The organism is Sorangium sp. So ce726 (assembly GCF_051521405.1).
GTDB lineage: Bacteria > Myxococcota_A > Polyangia > Polyangiales > Polyangiaceae > Sorangium.
This window is the reverse complement of record NZ_CP150349.1, coordinates 12,336,585-12,352,544: the sequence shown is the minus strand read 5'-3', so window position 1 is coordinate 12,352,544 and position 15,960 is coordinate 12,336,585. Positions and strand designations below refer to the sequence as shown.

The 15,960-nt window shown below is 65.4% G+C and carries 12 protein-coding genes; 6 read left to right on the top strand and 6 right to left on the bottom strand.

Translation table 11 applies throughout. From position 1 onward, the window contains the following. Positions 1-21: 21 nt before the first annotated feature. On the top strand, positions 22-1,380 hold the full coding sequence (locus WME79_RS46080; RefSeq protein WP_437528559.1) for a P1 family peptidase: 1,359 nt from the start codon (positions 22-24) through the stop codon (positions 1,378-1,380). 89 nt (positions 1,381-1,469) lie between these two features. Here WME79_RS46080 and WME79_RS46075 read toward each other — a convergent pair whose 3' ends face one another. Next, complete coding sequence (locus WME79_RS46075) at positions 1,470-3,521, bottom strand: AAA family ATPase (protein WP_437528558.1); 2,052 nt, start codon at positions 3,519-3,521, stop codon at positions 1,470-1,472. Positions 3,522-5,495: 1,974 nt separating this feature from the next. On the opposite strand from WME79_RS46075, the gene WME79_RS46070 reads away from it, so the two are divergent. Beyond that, positions 5,496-6,959, top strand: a complete 1,464-nt coding sequence (locus WME79_RS46070) for a hypothetical protein (protein WP_437528557.1) — start codon at positions 5,496-5,498, stop codon at positions 6,957-6,959. Between the two features lie 994 nt (positions 6,960-7,953). On the opposite strand, the gene WME79_RS46065 is transcribed toward WME79_RS46070, so the two are convergent. Then, on the bottom strand, positions 7,954-8,568 hold the full coding sequence (locus tag WME79_RS46065) for an NAD(P)H-dependent oxidoreductase (RefSeq protein ID WP_437528555.1): 615 nt from the start codon (positions 8,566-8,568) through the stop codon (positions 7,954-7,956). A 68-nt stretch (positions 8,569-8,636) separates the two neighbouring features. Here WME79_RS46065 and WME79_RS46060 point away from each other — a divergent pair, with 68 nt between their 5' ends. The 3 genes from WME79_RS46060 to WME79_RS46050 all read left to right on the top strand — a co-directional run bounded on the left by WME79_RS46060 (position 8,637) and on the right by WME79_RS46050 (position 11,980). Then, positions 8,637-9,572: a LysR family transcriptional regulator gene (locus WME79_RS46060; protein WP_437528554.1), complete on the top strand. Its 936-nt coding sequence runs from the start codon at positions 8,637-8,639 to the stop codon at positions 9,570-9,572. A 175-nt stretch (positions 9,573-9,747) separates the two neighbouring features. Then, a complete protein-coding gene (locus WME79_RS46055) occupies positions 9,748-10,920 on the top strand; it encodes a hypothetical protein (RefSeq protein ID WP_437528552.1) in 1,173 nt (390 codons plus the stop codon). Positions 10,921-11,026: 106 nt separating this feature from the next. Then, positions 11,027-11,980 carry a class I SAM-dependent methyltransferase gene (locus WME79_RS46050; protein WP_437528550.1) on the top strand — a complete coding sequence of 318 codons (954 nt, stop codon included), beginning with the start codon at positions 11,027-11,029 and terminating at the stop codon, positions 11,978-11,980. A 14-nt stretch (positions 11,981-11,994) separates the two neighbouring features. Here WME79_RS46050 and WME79_RS46045 read toward each other — a convergent pair whose 3' ends face one another. From WME79_RS46045 to WME79_RS46030, 4 genes are all read right to left on the bottom strand, one after another. Beyond that, entirely contained in the window at positions 11,995-12,951 is a 957-nt protein-coding gene (locus WME79_RS46045; protein ID WP_437528548.1) for an HTTM domain-containing protein, read from the bottom strand. Further along, on the bottom strand, positions 12,948-13,502 hold the full coding sequence (locus WME79_RS46040; RefSeq protein WP_437528546.1) for a hypothetical protein: 555 nt from the start codon (positions 13,500-13,502) through the stop codon (positions 12,948-12,950). The genes WME79_RS46045 and WME79_RS46040 overlap by 4 nt, the downstream gene beginning before the upstream one ends. A 238-nt stretch (positions 13,503-13,740) precedes the next feature. Then, entirely contained in the window at positions 13,741-14,022 is a 282-nt protein-coding gene (locus WME79_RS46035; protein WP_437528544.1) for a hypothetical protein, read from the bottom strand. A gap of 298 nt (positions 14,023-14,320) precedes the next feature. Next, complete coding sequence (locus tag WME79_RS46030; protein ID WP_437528542.1) at positions 14,321-15,070, bottom strand: SDR family oxidoreductase; 750 nt, start codon at positions 15,068-15,070, stop codon at positions 14,321-14,323. A 107-nt stretch (positions 15,071-15,177) separates the two neighbouring features. Between WME79_RS46030 and WME79_RS46025 the strand changes: the two genes are divergently transcribed. After that, a complete protein-coding gene (locus WME79_RS46025; protein WP_437528541.1) occupies positions 15,178-15,954 on the top strand; it encodes a helix-turn-helix domain-containing protein in 777 nt (258 codons plus the stop codon). Positions 15,955-15,960: the final 6 nt, after the last annotated feature.

Sequence of the window (15,960 nt, the reverse complement as noted above, 5' to 3'; positions counted from 1 at the left end):
CCGTCGGATATTCTCCCGCCGATGCGTCGCCCTCACCTTGTCTCCAGCGCCGCGCTCGTCGCAGCACTCCTCTTCTTCCTGTTCCTGCCCTCCCTCCTCGCGTGCGCCGGCCCTCGCGCTCGGCCTTCCCCTCCCGCTGCGAGCGCTGGTGCGCTGCCCGCGCCGCCCGTCGGTGCGACACGCCGGCGCGCGCGCGATCTCGGCATCGTGATCGGTCGCCTGCCCACCGGGAAGCTAAATGCAATCACCGATGTCCCCGGCGTGCGCGTCGGGCACGTGACCCATCACCGCGGCGCCGGCCGGCTCGACCCGGGCAAGGGGCCGGTGCGCACCGGCGTGACCGTCATCCTGCCGACGTCCGATGATTTCTGGCACAACAAGGTCCCCGCCGGGAGCTTCGTCCTGAACGGGAACGGGGAGATGACCGGCCTCCATTATGTGAGAGAGTTCGGGGTGCTCGAGACGCCCATCGTCTTCACCAACACCCTCGCCGTGGGCCGCGCGCTCGACGGGGCGATCCAGTACATGCTCCGGCGCTATCCGGCCATCGGCGTGGACGAGCCCACGGTGACCCCGATCGTCGGCGAGTGCGACGACAGCGCGCTGAACGACATCCGTGGCCTGCATGTGTCGGCCGAGGATGTCATCGAGGCAGCGGAGCGCGCCATCGACGGCCCTGTCCAGGAGGGGGCGGTCGGCGGCGGGACGGGGATGATCTGCTACGATTTCAAGTGCGGTATCGGCACGGCGTCGCGCGTCCTGCCAGAGGCCGCAGGCGGGTTCACGGTGGGCGCCATCGTGCAGGCGAACTTCGGGGAGCGCGGCGAGCTCCGCGTCGACGGGGTGCCGGTGGGGCAGGAGATCCGCGATCTCCTGCCCGTGCCGGATTACCACGGCGAAGGCTCGCTGCTCGCCGTGGTTGCGACTGACGCGCCCCTGTCCGCGCGGCAGCTCGAGCGGGTGGCGCGGCGCATATCGCTCGCGGTGGGGCGCACGGGGACCGTATCGCGCGACGGGAGCGGAGACCTGTTCTTGGCCTTCGCGACGGGCAACCGAGTGCCGGCCGTGCCGGAGGGGCTGACACGGAACCTCCGCGAGATGGATGACGCGCGCCTGAACCCGATGTTCCAGGGCGCCGAAGAGGCGGTGGAAGAAGCCATCCTCAACGCGATGACCATGGCGACGACGACGTTCGGACAGGACGACCACGTCGCCCATGCCATCCCGCTCGACCGGCTCCGCGAGGCGATGAGGCGGTACGGCAGACTGGCCCCGACCGGCGTCACGAAACTACGGACGCCCCCCGCTCGCGCCACGCCCGAACGCGCTCGGCCCACATCGGTCCTGTCGCCTTCGTCCTTGCCCTGCACGCCACCATAAACTGGACATCACAGCCGGGGTGCACCTTCCGACAGTAGTGTCAGTAGTGTCACGGATCGCCGTTGCTCATGTACTCGCTCAGTCACGGATTACGCCTCTGTAGCGCATGACAACTCGAGCTCCCAGAGTGCTGATACGAGATGCTGAGTGGCCTCCGCCAAACGCCTGCGAAACGTGCTGTATGACATACCCAGCTCTTCAGCGGCGCTCTCGTGTTTCCCCACGGGCTCCAGATACGTCGCTTTCAGCACCCGGTACCAGGCATTCCCGCGTCGCGATCCGCGAATGGCCTCTGACTCTCCGATAAGCAACGACTGGAGCGCGCGCACCCGGTCTCGCGGGCTGGTGTTAGACGCCACCCTGGTACGCACGATCTGAGAGTGGAGCAATGGATTTCTGGCGAGCGCGAGGGTGTCGTGGAGCGTTCGCAGCGCTTCGCGCACATGGACACCGAACTCCTCCATGCTGATTGCCGCAAGCGACGAATCCTCAACGTGCGCGGGCTTCGGATTCTGCTCATGACATGCCCCCATAGCGCATCGCTCTGTCACCGAGGCCATAACATCGACAAATGAGAGGCCTCGAAGATCTTGCAACAACACCTCGCGAATCACGCCGTCCAGCTCGTGCTGCAACTCTGGAACAACGTGTGTATCAGATACTGCCCAGACGCCCTCCCAGGCCCGTCTATCGGACATACAAAAGAACAATAGCGGACCCCAGTTGCTTAACATCTTCCTTCCGGTGTTCTGCACGCATAACGACATCTCGCGAGACACCGCCTGCCCGACACTACATGACATCATAAATCGAACATAGTGTATTGGCTCACAGGGAACTCCGCCGAGTAGTCTAATCGCGTAGTCCCATGCGGCGACTATAGCAGGATCCTCCGCTCGCTGCTTATCCGTGGTCAGGTCGATCCGGATCCATGCGCCAAATCCGGCAATCGCGTTCTCCGCGCTTCGCACCACCATAAATGCAGCAGGTTGATGTAAAATCCAGTGTCTCAGGTATTGTAACGACGTCGGGCCTTCGTGCCGCTGCACTGCTTCTTGGAGCGCCTGCTCGTCCCCAGGGCGCAGGTTGTCCATCGCAAGCCCAGCGTCCGGTGGCACCCTCATGCAGTCTAGCTGAGGATAATGACCTGTGAGAAAATAGAACTCGGGCAAGATCTGGACAACCTCGATACCCGCACGTGCACGCCAGTGATCAAGGTAATAACTCAGCGCGCGCATGATCATGGCGGAGAGCCGCTCATGGTTACGCCATCGCATGTCCGCCAGGATCACCTCGCGCGCCAGGTCGTGCGGGAATACTCCGCTATTGTCGATTTGCATGAAGCTTAGCTGACGTAGCCATGCGAATGTGCTCACGGCGTCGCACTCCAACAATGCGCATAAACTCTTCTCCGACGTCGTGCGGAGCACCGCCGTGAGGTCGAGCGCTGCGCGCCGTTCCGGTTCCGATATACCGCGGAGGAAGTATTCATACAGGGCAGCAATGACTTGTGGCGCGCTCTCAGGAGCAAACGGGCTATCGGGCGTATCCGTCCAGGCCTCGGCAGCGAGCGCAAGTGCGAGTGGATGGCCATGCGAGAACGCCACGATGGTTGATATTGCCTGGTCTTTGATGCCTCGCCGCATGAGAAATGTTCTAGAATCTGCGGAGTTGAGATTCCGCAAGGCGATCGGTACAATTCCGGTGCGCCACAGCGGTTGCGAGCGCCACTCCACACTCGGCGGCGTACGTCCTGCAAGCACAAGGAGATTGCCACCACGAAGCCGACGGACCAACTCACAGCAGAGTCGTGGATCAATGGCTTGAATATACTCGTAGCTATCGACCGCTACAACGAGTTGCGGGAGACCGGTGGTGTCGCAGCTCGATGTGAACAGACCCGCATGCTCGATCGCTGTGACTACATCCTGAAGCGTCGGCTCGATATTACGGCAATCGATCTGCTCAATCCTGACGGAGCGATGGCGCGCGTCACGAGCAAACATTTGCAGCAACGTTGTCTTACCGACACCTCCAGGACCGTAGACATAGAAGGCGCGAGCCCCGGTACCATCGAGAGCCATCCGGAACAGCGCGCGTTCACGTTCGCGACCAATGACGTCTGTTATGTCGTAGCTCATCAAGCGCTCCCGATGACGGTCGTGAAGCGAGGTATGGCTAGGCCTAGAGCACCGAACAGGTTGAAAGTTTCATGAATTCAATGAGTTGCGAAGCCCGACTGCTCTGCCGGGACGCAAGATCCAAGGGCAAGAAACGCGGGAAAGAGAGAAGCCGCAAGGGCGCAAGGGACCAAAGGCGAGATAGGTCTTGTCCTCCCCTTGCGTCCTTGCAGTTTCTCTTCCCTGTTTGTTGATTTCTTCGGAACTCCAACGTGATTAATGTCGGGGCGGAACCTGGTCTCTCCTCTTGGCATCTTGACGCTTTTTGCTCACCCGGAGCAACCTTCCGCAGTAGAGCGAGGTGCGCCTGTACAGCAAGTACGGCAAGCCTTGTGCCAACGTCGTGGGATCGCGCGTCGGCTGTGGCAGGGCACCGGCAACCTAGACGCAAAGGGCGGCGACAAGCACCAGCGAACCTCCGGCATGCGGGAGCCAACGGGTGAATGAGCGCCTGCTCAACTCCCGTCGCTCCGTCCCCACGGTCGCCAAGGCGAAGATGCCGTCGCAGTGCTCCAACTCCTGCGAACGCAGATGCGCAGCTTGTTGCACCACACCAGAATTACGCGAGGCAACATTCGAACGTCATCGCGGGACACGGCGCGGCAACAGATACCTGTTTCCGAGCTCACGGGAAGTGCGCATATCTGACGCTCGTGAAGAATCACGATAGTTCCGCCAGAGAACGAAGTATGTCCCGCACGTTCCGTAAATGCTTCGCTGAGCCCACCGCACACCGCGAAGCAGCGCACTGGGCTTTCGACCCGTCATGCGGCCTCAATGGTTGAGCAGCGGCTGAGCAGCCAACGGGCAGCGATTGAGCAGCAGTGGCCTCCCGGTGGTCGTGTCTCCTCGTCTAGACTGAGCGTCGTGGGTGTTGTGGCAGAAGCGCGTTTGCGGGCATTTGTGGGATGAGTTCTAAACCTGTCCAGCAGGCGTCCCAGACTGACCGAAGGTACGTCAGGTGCGGGCCGTTCCTACCGGACAAGGCCGCCAAGAGGAGAGGAGGAGGGCTGCCCCGGTATCCTCCGCTCCGATTTCCGAGAGTTATTGGCGCCCTTGGCGTCATGACGGTTCGCTTCGCGGCCGACTTCCCGCAGCGCTAACGCCGCAGCGTGTCGACGCACGCGGCGGCAAACGCGTACCCAAAGAGAGAGCCGGTCGCGATCCAGCTCGGGTGATACACTGAATCGAGCAAGCCCAGGCCGACCGCTCTGAATGCCAGCCTCCACGTACGCGGCCCGAGCGCCGGCCGCGTAGCGAGCGCACATACGTCGACACCAGGTAGATCTCCATGATCCGGCAATGGTTCGCAATTGCCTACTGCGCCTCGCTGATGGCAATTACCGTATCCCGCACGCGACGAAGGCGGAACGATGGATCGCCGTCATCCGCCGGGAACGCCTGAGCCGAATCACGCCAGACCACGAAAAGCCAAACACTATTGTGCAACTCCCGATGGCCTTCGCCGTCAACGAAGTGAGCGACGACTAGGACAAATCAAGAACCGTTTTCGCGCATCGGTGGCCCGGCGGACTCATCTACGAATCCTTCGCCACAAAGGCACCGCCCCTCGGACGCAACCGCATAGCCCATTGTGTCACTGATGAACTGTCGCACATTGCAATGCATCACCTTGACGATGACAGCCAATTAGTCATGCTATCTCGACTCAGAGAGCTCGCAGCGCTGGGACCTCGTCACTAAGCGACGAATTCTCATTGGCTGCGATGCCTCGAATCTGAAGACTCTCGCGAATCGCGCCCAACTTGCCGCTCGTCGAGCATGCTCGGAACATCTGCGCCCGAGTTCTCAATGAGCCCTGCGTCCGAGTATCTGTCAAATAGGAGCGCCTAAGAAAGCCGATCCGAACCATGCGACAGAGGCTAGACGGCCCTAAGCGTTATACGGAGATCTACTGAGAAGGAGAGATGTTTAATGAAATCGTTTCACATTTTTGCACGTGCGGCCCGAAGTATTGTTGCTCTTGAAGGGACGCTTTCAATATCACTCGCGACGGTGGGTTGTGGTGCCAGCTCAGACACCGAGCAGGTCGCCAGCGCAGGATCCGAAGCCGCCGGCGGTGCCGGTGGCACCGCCGGCGCGAGCGCAGGCGGCTCATCTACTTGGACGCATAGCGCCGGGGGCGCGTCGAGCGGAAGCGGTGGCGATGAGTGCAATCCAGGAGATACATCAACCTGCTTTACAGGTGCCCCCGGTACGAAAGGCGTCGGCATGTGCACTGCCGGACAAAAGTTCTGCGAGCTGAACGGCGAGTCCAGAAAATGGAGCGATTGCCAAGGTGAGGTAATCCCGCAGAGCGAGGTGTGCGACGGGCTTGACAACGATTGCGATGGTCAGGTCGACGAGGGCTGTCTGACTGATCAGATGTGCCCCACGGGCCAGTTCGCCATCGGGGTCACCAGCGATCGGCAGCTCCAGTGCTCTACCATTGACGCCATAGCGCGATCGACAGTCAACGATTCCTGCTCAATTTATCTCGGCTGGAACGACCGATGCGACGGCTGTGGCAGTGCCCCGACGAAATGGGGGCGAATAGGCGCATCCGCCTGCGACATCGGCGCGGGCAGTGATAGCACCTGCTCCATTTCAATGCTTAGCGGCCAGAGCATAAAGCTCTTTGGGCTCAACACCGACGGCGATGTTAATCGCGACGACACGTTCTATACCAGCTTCCACTGCGACGTGGGAAGCAGCGCGAGATCTTCCGGCCCCTGCGGTGCGGGACAGCTGGTCGCTAATATTGAAGGCACGGCCGTGACCTGCGTCGATGCCAGCGAGGCCATTCTAAGCCACGTGCGCTCGAGCTGCTCTATTTATACGGGCTGGAGCGACAGATGCCGCGGATGCACCGCGGCGCCGACCAAGTGGGGGCGAGCCAACGACACCGCCTGTGCCATCGGCAACGGGGCAAGCAACACCTGCACGATGGCCATGTTAGGCGGCACCTCGGTTAAGCTATTCGGACTCAACACTGACGGTGATGTCAATGGCGACGACACCTTCTACATGGGACTCCACTGCGCGAACACCACACCGGAGGGAGGCACTACCACCGGCCCCTGCCCACCGGGCCAGTTCGTGGTGGGCTGGTACGCCAATGGAAATCTCGAGTGCGCTAGCCCGGATTCGCAGGCTCATGCTTATTTTCGCGATCACTGCAATCTGTACTACGGCTGGCGCGATGAGTGCAGTGGCTGCACGAATGATCCTGCAAAGTGGGGCTACGTTCGCGACGGATTCTGCGATAGCAGCATTGGCAACGACGACACCTGCCTCCCTGCACTGCTCGACGGCGTATCGATAGATATGTTCGGTCTTAACACCGACGGTGATGTAGACGGCAACGACAAGTTTCACGTCGGATTCCGCTGCTTCTGAACACGTCATCGCGGATTAAGGTCGTTTGAGAGCAGCCGACGCCCATGTGAAGCGCCTTCGTCGGTGGCTTGGAAGTTATTTCCGTGCCCTCCCAGTGGTGGAATTTGTTCGGATTTCGATCCCGGTTCACGATGAATATCTGCTGATTGGTTTGCGCCCATCCATCAAGAGGTCGGTACGGACCACGGAGAAGGAGCCGATCGAGGTGGATGCAGGGGCCCCGTCGTCGGCCATCGTCCGCCATCGGGGGCGAGATAGGACTGATCCACTCGGCGGCGCTTTCGTCATCCACGGCCACCGGGGTCGGAGCCCCCTGCGGAGCATCGTCCGGGATCGTCTGCGACCACGGACCGCACCGCGCACAGGCCGGGTCCAGGCGCGCAGCGCCCGCGAAGCGGGTCGGAGAGCCTGGATGCGGCCGAGCACGCGGTGAGCCTCGACAGGCGACGGCGGTGCTCGTGCGTTGCCACGGTGCAACCGGGTGGATCACGTTCCTACCGCTAGGTGGATCAGAGGCAGGGTGCCGCTAACGTCGTCCACCGCCACGCATTGCGTGTACCCACAAACAATTGGGTCTCCTGATAGCTTCGTAACTGCGTGATCGGTGCGAGACTGCATATTCCGACGGACGTGACGGCTCTTTCCGGAGCGACGCGACGGCCCAGTACGACGTGACTTGGACGTGGTCGGAGCGTCGCGACAAGCGCGGCTAGGGCTTCGCCTCACCTCGGGAACCACCGCCTTCTTCCGAATCGACCCACGGCGGAGCGTCACCACTTACGCGTTGTGAGCTATGCGGCCACAGATCGTTAAGCGCTGCATGACGCGCCGTTCCTCCCCGTCCGCCGCGTCCAGCGGTGGCGCTCGACCCGCCCAGGCGCGCTCAGGGGCAACGGTCCCTGACGAATGAAAGTAGATTCCTGACGCGATCTTCCGTTTCCCGAAAATGAAACGTTATCTCGACAGATTTTCCAAGCATTGAAGGATGGCGCCTTCACGCCACAGCCAGCGTGCGGGAGGATCTGGCGGGGAATTGCCGCGCATCCCGCTCGCCGATGCGCTCCATCTCCCGGAGCCAGGCCGCTCGTTGCTCCGGGGTCCGCGTCTTCTGATCGAAGAAGGTGGTCTCGCGGACGGGCCCAAAGCCGACGAAGCGCAGTGTCGCGTTGATGAACGAGGTATGGACGGAGCGCCAGTGCCAGAAGCGGTACCACCAGCCCGGGCTATCCATCGTGGTCACGACGCGGGCGCTGCGGCCGGCGAGCAGCCCCTCGGGCAGCGCGCTTCGCTTTCGATAAGCAAACGACCATCCTGGCAAGAAGGTGCGTTCGATGAAGCCCTTGACGAGCGCGGGTGGCCCTGCCCACCAGGTGGGAAAGAACCAGGCCACGTGGCTCGCGCGCTCGATGGTGGTCTGCGCCTGGCGGAGATCGGGCTCGAGCTCCTGCTGACCGCTGAAGCCAGCGCGCAAGTGCGGATCGAAGGTGAGCGAGCGCAGGGCCAGGAACTCGACGCGGGCTCCGCCTCTCTCGAGGCCGCTGGCGTAGGCCCGAGCCAGCGCGTCGCTCAGGCTGTCGGGGGCGGGGTGACCTTGGATGACGAGGTGCATGGGTCGATCTTGGCCATGCAGCAGCGTCTGGGTAGACGGTTCTGAGCAGGCGTGCCATGCGTGGGTGCATGGCACGCTCTCCCGCGTCCCCGCCCGCACGCAGGCCGCTCGCCGACCTGGATTGGGCCGATCTGCGCCTCTTCCTGGAGGTGGCGCGCGCCGGCAGCTTCTCGGCCGCCGGCCGCAAGCTCGGCATCGAGCAATCGACGGTGAGCCGGCGCATGGCGACCTTCGAACGAACGCTCCGGGTGGCGGTCTTCGATCGGCTGCCGGGGGGATCCATGCTCACCCCGCTCGGCGAGCAGCTCCGTCGCCACGTCGAGTCGATGGAGGCCGGCGCCGACCAGTTCGTGCGCGAGGCCAGCGGCCACGAGAGAGAGGCCGAGGGGATGGTCCGCCTGGCCCTCACCGAGTCGATCGCCGTACACGGCGTCATTCCGCGCGTGCTCCCTGCGCTCGCCGAGAGGCACCCGCGCGTGTCGCTCCACCTGCTGACCAGCTACGAGGTGGCCGATCTGGGCCATCGTGAGGCCGAGATCGCCGTGCGCTTCTTCCGGCCGAAGAGCGGCGATCTGGTGGCCGCGCGCATCGTCACCCTGCCCACGGTGCCTATCGCCCACCGCAGGCTCTCGAAGAAGGGCCGCGACGAGCTCGACTGGGTCTGCGTCGATCTGGGCCGCGCCCCCACCGTCGAGGACGACTACCAGAAGCGGCATGTCAAGAAGGCCCCGAAGCTCATCGTGAGCAGCTACATCGCCCAGATCGAGGCCGTGCGCGCGGGGCTCGGCGCCGCCGTCTTGCCGTGCAGCGCGCTCGATCTGGACGACGACCTGGTCGAGCTCGATCTGGGCCTGCCCGCAGGTCCAGTGCTCGAGCTCTGGCTCGTCACGCCGCGCAGCCTGCGCCAGGTGCCGCGCATCGCGGCCGTGTGGAGCGCACTCGAAGAGCATCTCCAGTTCTTGAACTCGCCGCGACGCGCGCGGGCGCGCGGGCGCTCGCGCTGATCCGCATCGCCGGCGCAGGTGGGGCTCTCTACCGCTGATGATGAAGCGATGATCGAGCCCGCACGGCTCCTGAGCGACCAGGCTGTACAGCGTTGGCCGAGGTGACGGCTCGCTCACGCTTGTCGTCTCGGCTAGCATCCGCGGCGCGCTGCAGGCGCATGCGAACGAGGTTTCCATGTTCAAGGCAACGAAGCACACGCCTCTCGCCACGACCATCACCGGCTCTCTGCCGCGGCCGTCATGGTATGTCGCGAACCTCGCGGGCCGCAGGTTCTCGATGGCCATGGCCGATCTCGTGTTCAGGGAGCAGTATACGGACACCCTCGCCGTGCACATCACCGATCAGATCCGGGCGGGCCTCGATATCCTGACCGACGGCGACGCCCGCTTCGATATGGATGTCGGCGGCCGCTCCTGGTTCAGCTACGTGGCCGAGCGCATGGAGGGCCTGGAAGATCCCGGCCTCCGGCCCCAGCCCTGGACGTCGCCGAGGGAGAGGGCCGCAGGCGACATCCTCCACGAGGTGATGGAGGCTCGCCTCCCCTTCTTCGTGCGCGGACCGGTCGGCCGGGGAGGGCTCGAGTACGCGCGCGTCTGGAAGGCGGCGCAGCGCATGACCCACAGGCCGATGAAGTTCGGCACCTGCTGCGGCCAGCTCCTGGAGGTCGTCGTCCTCAACCAGCATTACGCGAGCCGCCGCGAGCTGCTCTTCGCGATCGCCGACAGCCTCAACCAGGAGCTGCATGAGGTCGCCGACGCGGGATGCCCCGTCGTCCAGCTCGAGGAGCCCCTGCTCCATTACATCGCCGGTCATGACCAGGGCGCCGAGCTGAACACGGGGCTCTACATCGACGCGTTCAACCGCGAGGTCGCCGGGCTGCGCGACAAGACCGAGGTCTGGGTGCACACGTGCTGGGGAAACCCGGCGGCGCAGCGGGTGGAGGTGGCGACGAGCGGTTACGAGGGCGCGCTGGGGCTGCTCGACCGGCTCGACGTCGACGTCATCACCTTCGAGGCCGCGAGCGACGGAGGCGCGGCGCTCCCGGCGATCGGTCAGGCCATCGGCAAGGACAAGAAGGTCTGCATCGGCGCCGTGCACCACCGCAGCCTGGAGGTGGAGACCCCCGAGCAGATCGCGGGGCTCATCCGCAAGGCGTTCCGGTTCATCGAGCCGGAGCGGCTCATCCTCAGCAGCGATTGCGGCTTCGGCCGGCAGGGCATGAGCCGGATGCACGCCTTTCACAAGATGGTATCGCTGGTGCGCGGCGCGAACATCGTCCGCCGCGAGCTCGGCCTCGACCCGGCCCCGTGCCTCGCGGCCGAGCAGCGTTACTCGATGCTCGCATAGCCAGCGCCGGCGAAGCGCTGAGCCATGGAGCAGAGACCCGCCCGCGAGGTAGCATGCCCGGAGACGAGCTCCCGCGTCGGGAACCAGTAGAAAAAGGGGCAGAGCCATGCTGGACAGGATCTGGGATCGCCATCGCGCCGCCGGGCTCGACGCAGCGGCGGCCGCCGTCGCCGCGCCGTCGCCGGAAGGCCTTTGCTACCTCGCGATGCTGGCGTTCTCCGACGAGCGCTACGCGGACGCCGCGACCTTCGCCGCCCGCGCCGCGGCGGCCTCGCCGGGAGACACCCTGTTCCAGGCGGCCGCGGCGCACCTCGCGCGGGTCGCCCGGGAGGGGAAGCGCAATGTCTACGTGTCCGCGGAGGGGTTCGCCGCCTTCATCCGCGGCGGTGGCAATGTGCCCCTTTACCGGGAGACCAGCGCGGCGCTCGCCGGCCAGTACCCGGAGGCGCCGTTCGATCTGCTCGATATCGGCGCCGGCGATGGACTGGCGCTCCTGCCCGCGTTGAGGCCGGCGGTGCGGCGGGTCACCGTGGCGGAGCCGGCGGCACCGCTGCTCGAGCGTTGCGCCGCAGCGCTCTCCGCGCGAGGCGTCGACTTCGAGGCCTTCGGCGGGCGACTCCAGGATCTCGCCGCTGACCCCGGCATGGCGCCGCGGCGCTGGGCGGTGGCGCAGGCGACCTTCTGCCTGCACGCGATCGCTCCGGCCGAGAGGCCAGCGCTCCTCCGCTGGGCGCGCGCGCATTGCGATCTGCTGCTCGTCGCCGAGTTCGACGCGCCCCGCATGGACGAGCCGCTCGCGCCGGACACCGCGCGGCACGTGCTCGCGCGCTACCGTGAGGGGCTGGCCGAGTACGCCGGCGCCGATCGCGACACGGTCGCGCAGGGCTTCCTGATGCCGGTGCTCTTCGGCTATGCGGACCGCGGCGCCACCCGCACGACGTTCGAGCACCCCATCGACGACTGGGCGGCGCTGCTGCACGAGGCCGGCTTCGCGCGCGTCGACCGCCGGCTGCTCCATCGCTACTGGTGGGCGCCGGCCTGGATGCTGGCGGCGCGCTGAGGCGCCTTGCCAGCTCATCGAGCGGGCGAGGGCGCTCGCGCCTGTCGCGGGTCCGCCTTCACGCCAAACGCGGCGATCGTGAACACCGACATGATGGCGCCGAAGACATCGAGCCTCATGAAGACCGCGATTCCGACGTGCAACCCGACCGTGGCTGCCACCCAGAGCCGCCGGGTCCGACGTGGCCAGATGAAGAACGGGTACCCGATCTCCACGAGCAGCACGAGCCACCCCGCAGCCACGGCGATCCAGGTGTGGTGAGCGAGCCACGAAAAATCGAACCGCCGGTACTCGGGCAGCATGAGCGATCGCCATATCGCGTCGCCGTCCCACCACGCTGCGCCCAATGCCTTTTCCACGCCGCTCGAGAGGTAGACGAGGCAAAGGTGCAGCTGTACCACCCGCAGCGAGAGGCGCGCGGTCGCGCTCGGCTCAGGCGGCGCTCGCCCAAAGACACGATCGAGCGACAGCGCAGCGCCAGAAGGCATGAAGATGAGGTAGAACAGGAAGATGTTCGCGAACTGATCGGCTCCGTAGTTCGTCCTCTCCGCGGTCATCATCAACGTGAAATGCACGAGCCATGTGCACGCCGCGGAGAACCTCGTCCTCCAGCCGAGCAGGAGGCCAGCCAGCGACAGCACGTAGAGCGCGCCCACGCCGGCGATCACCGCGCTCTCACCGACCCCGACGCGCGACAATGCATTCACGAGGTGGCCGATCCGGGGGAAACCGCTCGCGCCTGCCCCGTCGAGGAGCTGTCCCTGAATGATGCCCGAACGCGAGTACAGCTCGTCAGCGATGGGCGCGATCAGCGCCGCCTGCACCAGGAGGACCGACGCGAGCCCGATCCGGAGCGCTGCCAGGGGCCGCGCCGACGCGGGCGCGAACGCGAATCGCCCCATCGAGCCCCACAGGCGCGCAGCTGCCACTGTGGCCTTCGGCAGGAGCAGGGTATAGGTCCGCTGCCTCATGGCGTCGCCTCTTTGTTGATCTCGCCGGCAGCGAGCTGCGCCTTCAGGTTGAACTTGGCCCGATATTCGACATACCACCGCGGCTGTTTGCCCGCGCGATACTCCGCCATCGAGGGCAGGTCGTAGCTCTCGAGTCGGACAACAACGCTGTCCGCCTCCGGGTGCTTGGCGAACACCTTCGCTACCCAGGAAGCGATCAGGGAGCGCCTTGCGGTCGGGTCCTGCTCATCCCAGTACATACCGATGATATTCTTGACGCGGAGGTCCGCTTCGCGGCTCGCTCCTGTCTCCAGCGCCTCGGTCGTCAGCGTTCCCGCGCGATCCCTGACCTCGAAGGTGGCCCAGGGCAGGGGCCCGACGCTCGGAGCAAAGAAGGAATACGCGCTGCTGGCCCCGGAGAGCGCGCCATAATAGCTCACCGCGCGCTCCGCCCAGCCCCCGTACGGCAAGCGCACATGCAGCACACCCAGCACGATCACCAGCCCGAGGTGGAACGCAGCGGCGGGAAGCGCGAAGAGCACGCGCTTTTCTATGTTTCCTGTCTCCTCCATGGAGCTCACCCCCATGGTTCCGTATTGCGCGCGGCGTGCCACCCGCTTTCGCCACCCACGTTTCCAATGCGCCGCCATCGGGCCGCAGAGCACGCCGCTGCCGGACGGCGACGCTCGACGTGCGATGTCTCATCGCAATCGCCCATGATGTTCGACTCCGCGCTCGGCAAGGCGGACCCGGCATTCCGTGATGGCCGCGCCCAGCGCCGTGCCCATCACCGTGGAGCTTATCCCTGTCCTAGCGCCGATAGGGCCGGTAGTAGCCGGTAGCCGGGCGGTAGTAGCCGGCCGCCGGACGGTAGTAGCCGGCTGCCGGGCGGTAGTAGCCGGCTGCCGGACGGTAGTAGCCGACGGCCGGCCGGAAGGCGTAACGCACGTTGTCGAGCGATGTTGGCGGTGCTGTCTCCTCGACGAGGTTCAGGTTGTCGAGCGGCACCGTGTTCGCCGCAGAAGCAAGCGCAGAGATCCCGCACACTCCTGCGCTGACGGCGATGAGGCCAAGAATTCTCAGATGGTTCATTCGTCGGCTCCTTCCCTCTTCGGTCGCGCCGGTGGGCGCGACGTTGCGCCCGTGCGCACAACGTTGCGCCCATGACGATGCAGGAGACGGGCCGAGTTCAACCGATGCGGCAGGTGGCAGGCTGCCGATCGCAGCACACAAATCATTCCTGAGTTGTGGATTGGCCAGCTAAAGCTGTGCAATGCGTGAGCAGGTGCTGCGACACCGCGGCATCAACGGCATTGCAGCCATTCATGGCAGTCGAGAACCTACCCCAGCAGGGAGCATCCAGGATCTTGGGAGACCATGGCCAGGACACTCACCAGGGCAGCGGCCCCTCCTCGTTCGAGAAGCTGCCCGTCGGCCCGTTCGCGTCGAGCAGCGCCAGCCGCACCGGCTCGCGCGCCCCTTGCTCCACGCTGCGCGTCCCCCTGAAATCGTTCAGATCTGTCGCCGTGAACCCCGGGCACGCCGCGTTCACCTTGATCCGCGTCCCCTCCAGCTCGTTCGCGAACGCCACCGTGATCCCGTTCAGCGCCGTCTTCGACGGCACGTACGTCGCATTCGGCAGCCGATGCGGGTTGGACGGATCGGACTGCTTCGCCAGCGACCCCACCTCGCTCGACACGTTGACGATCCGCCCCGCTGGCGCCTCGCGGAGCAGCGGCAGCATCGCCTGCGTTACCGCGATCACCCCGAACACGTTCGTCTCGAACACCGCCCGCACCTCGGCGACGGGCGCCACGCTCGGTCGGTTCGCCTTCAGCAGCTCCTCGAATTGCGTCCCCGGCTTCCCGGCGCGGGAGATCGCGGCGTTGTTCACCAGCACGTCCAGGCGCCCGAGCTCGCTCCGGATCCACGCCGCCGCCGCCGCGATCGACGCCTCGCTGGTCACGTCCAGCTGCACCGCGCGCGCGCCGGACCCGACGCTCTTCGCGGCCGCCTCCCCGAGCTCCAGGTTCCGCGACCCGACGAGCACCGTGAGGCCGCGCCCGGCGAGCTCCTTTGCGATTTGAAGACCGATTCCCTTGTTTGCCCCGGTTACCAGAGCGACGAGTTTGTCATGCATGGCCCCAATGTTCGGCCGTCCCCGGGCGCCCACTAGGCGATCCTTGGCGCGACCTATCCGCCAAGAATGCCCAAGCCCCGCTCCCCCGCGCACGCTACCGTCCCGACATGACGGACTCCGTCGAGCTCCCGGTTTCGGTGCCTGGCCTCCGCGTCCTCCGAACGACCACCGAGACCCTCCGCGCCGGCGTCAAGGAGTACTACGCCGTCGTCCGCATCGAGCGCGGCGGCTTCGACTGGTGGGGGCGAGGCAACGCGTGGCGCAGCGCCGCCGGCTCCATCCTCGTCAAGGAGCCCGGCGACGTCCACCGTGACCTCGCTCTCCACGGGCCCACTGTCTTCACCGCCGTCGTCCTCCCCGCGAAGGACGTCGCCCGCGCCCGCGACGCGGGCAAGGTCGTCGCCATCCCCCACCTCGAAGCCGGGGACGAACGTGCCGCCCCCTTCCACCGCCTCCACGACGCCATCTGCGCCGGAGCCGATCGCCTCTCCCTCGAGGTCGCCCTCGCCGAGGCCACCGCCACCTTCGCCCGCCTGAGCAGCGCCCGCTCCGACCACACACGCCCCGTCCGCCGCGCCATGGAGTACCTCCGCGAGCACCTCGCCGAGCCCATCACCCTCGACGACCTCGCGGCCCACGCCTCCCTCGACAAATTCCACCTCTGCCGCGCCTTCCGAGCCCAGATCGGAATGCCTCCCCACATGTACCTCACCCACCTCCGCGTCCAGCGCGCCCAACAGCTCCTCACCCAGGGCGTGAGGGCGTCCGAGCTCGCCCCGCGCGTCGGGTTCTATGATCAGAGCCAGCTCACGCGGCATTTCAGGAGGATCGTCGGGGTGACGCCGGGGAGGTACGGGAACGCGAGGGCGAGCGTCGCGGGATAGGGGACG

What these genes read in the sequence shown, in the direction of transcription:
- WME79_RS46080 (WP_437528559.1), top strand. Translation starts at nt 22, where the DNA reads ATGCGTCGCCCTCACCTTGTCTCCAGCGCCGCGCTCGTCGCAGCACTC.
- WME79_RS46075 (WP_437528558.1), bottom strand. Translation starts at nt 3,521, where the DNA reads ATGAGCTACGACATAACAGACGTCATTGGTCGCGAACGTGAACGCGCG.
- WME79_RS46070 (WP_437528557.1), top strand. Translation starts at nt 5,496, where the DNA reads ATGAAATCGTTTCACATTTTTGCACGTGCGGCCCGAAGTATTGTTGCT.
- WME79_RS46065 (WP_437528555.1), bottom strand. Translation starts at nt 8,568, where the DNA reads ATGCACCTCGTCATCCAAGGTCACCCCGCCCCCGACAGCCTGAGCGAC.
- WME79_RS46060 (WP_437528554.1), top strand. Translation starts at nt 8,637, where the DNA reads ATGGCACGCTCTCCCGCGTCCCCGCCCGCACGCAGGCCGCTCGCCGAC.
- WME79_RS46055 (WP_437528552.1), top strand. Translation starts at nt 9,748, where the DNA reads ATGTTCAAGGCAACGAAGCACACGCCTCTCGCCACGACCATCACCGGC.
- WME79_RS46050 (WP_437528550.1), top strand. Translation starts at nt 11,027, where the DNA reads ATGCTGGACAGGATCTGGGATCGCCATCGCGCCGCCGGGCTCGACGCA.
- WME79_RS46045 (WP_437528548.1), bottom strand. Translation starts at nt 12,951, where the DNA reads ATGAGGCAGCGGACCTATACCCTGCTCCTGCCGAAGGCCACAGTGGCA.
- WME79_RS46040 (WP_437528546.1), bottom strand. Translation starts at nt 13,502, where the DNA reads ATGGAGGAGACAGGAAACATAGAAAAGCGCGTGCTCTTCGCGCTTCCC.
- WME79_RS46035 (WP_437528544.1), bottom strand. Translation starts at nt 14,022, where the DNA reads ATGAACCATCTGAGAATTCTTGGCCTCATCGCCGTCAGCGCAGGAGTG.
- WME79_RS46030 (WP_437528542.1), bottom strand. Translation starts at nt 15,070, where the DNA reads ATGCATGACAAACTCGTCGCTCTGGTAACCGGGGCAAACAAGGGAATC.
- WME79_RS46025 (WP_437528541.1), top strand. Translation starts at nt 15,178, where the DNA reads ATGACGGACTCCGTCGAGCTCCCGGTTTCGGTGCCTGGCCTCCGCGTC.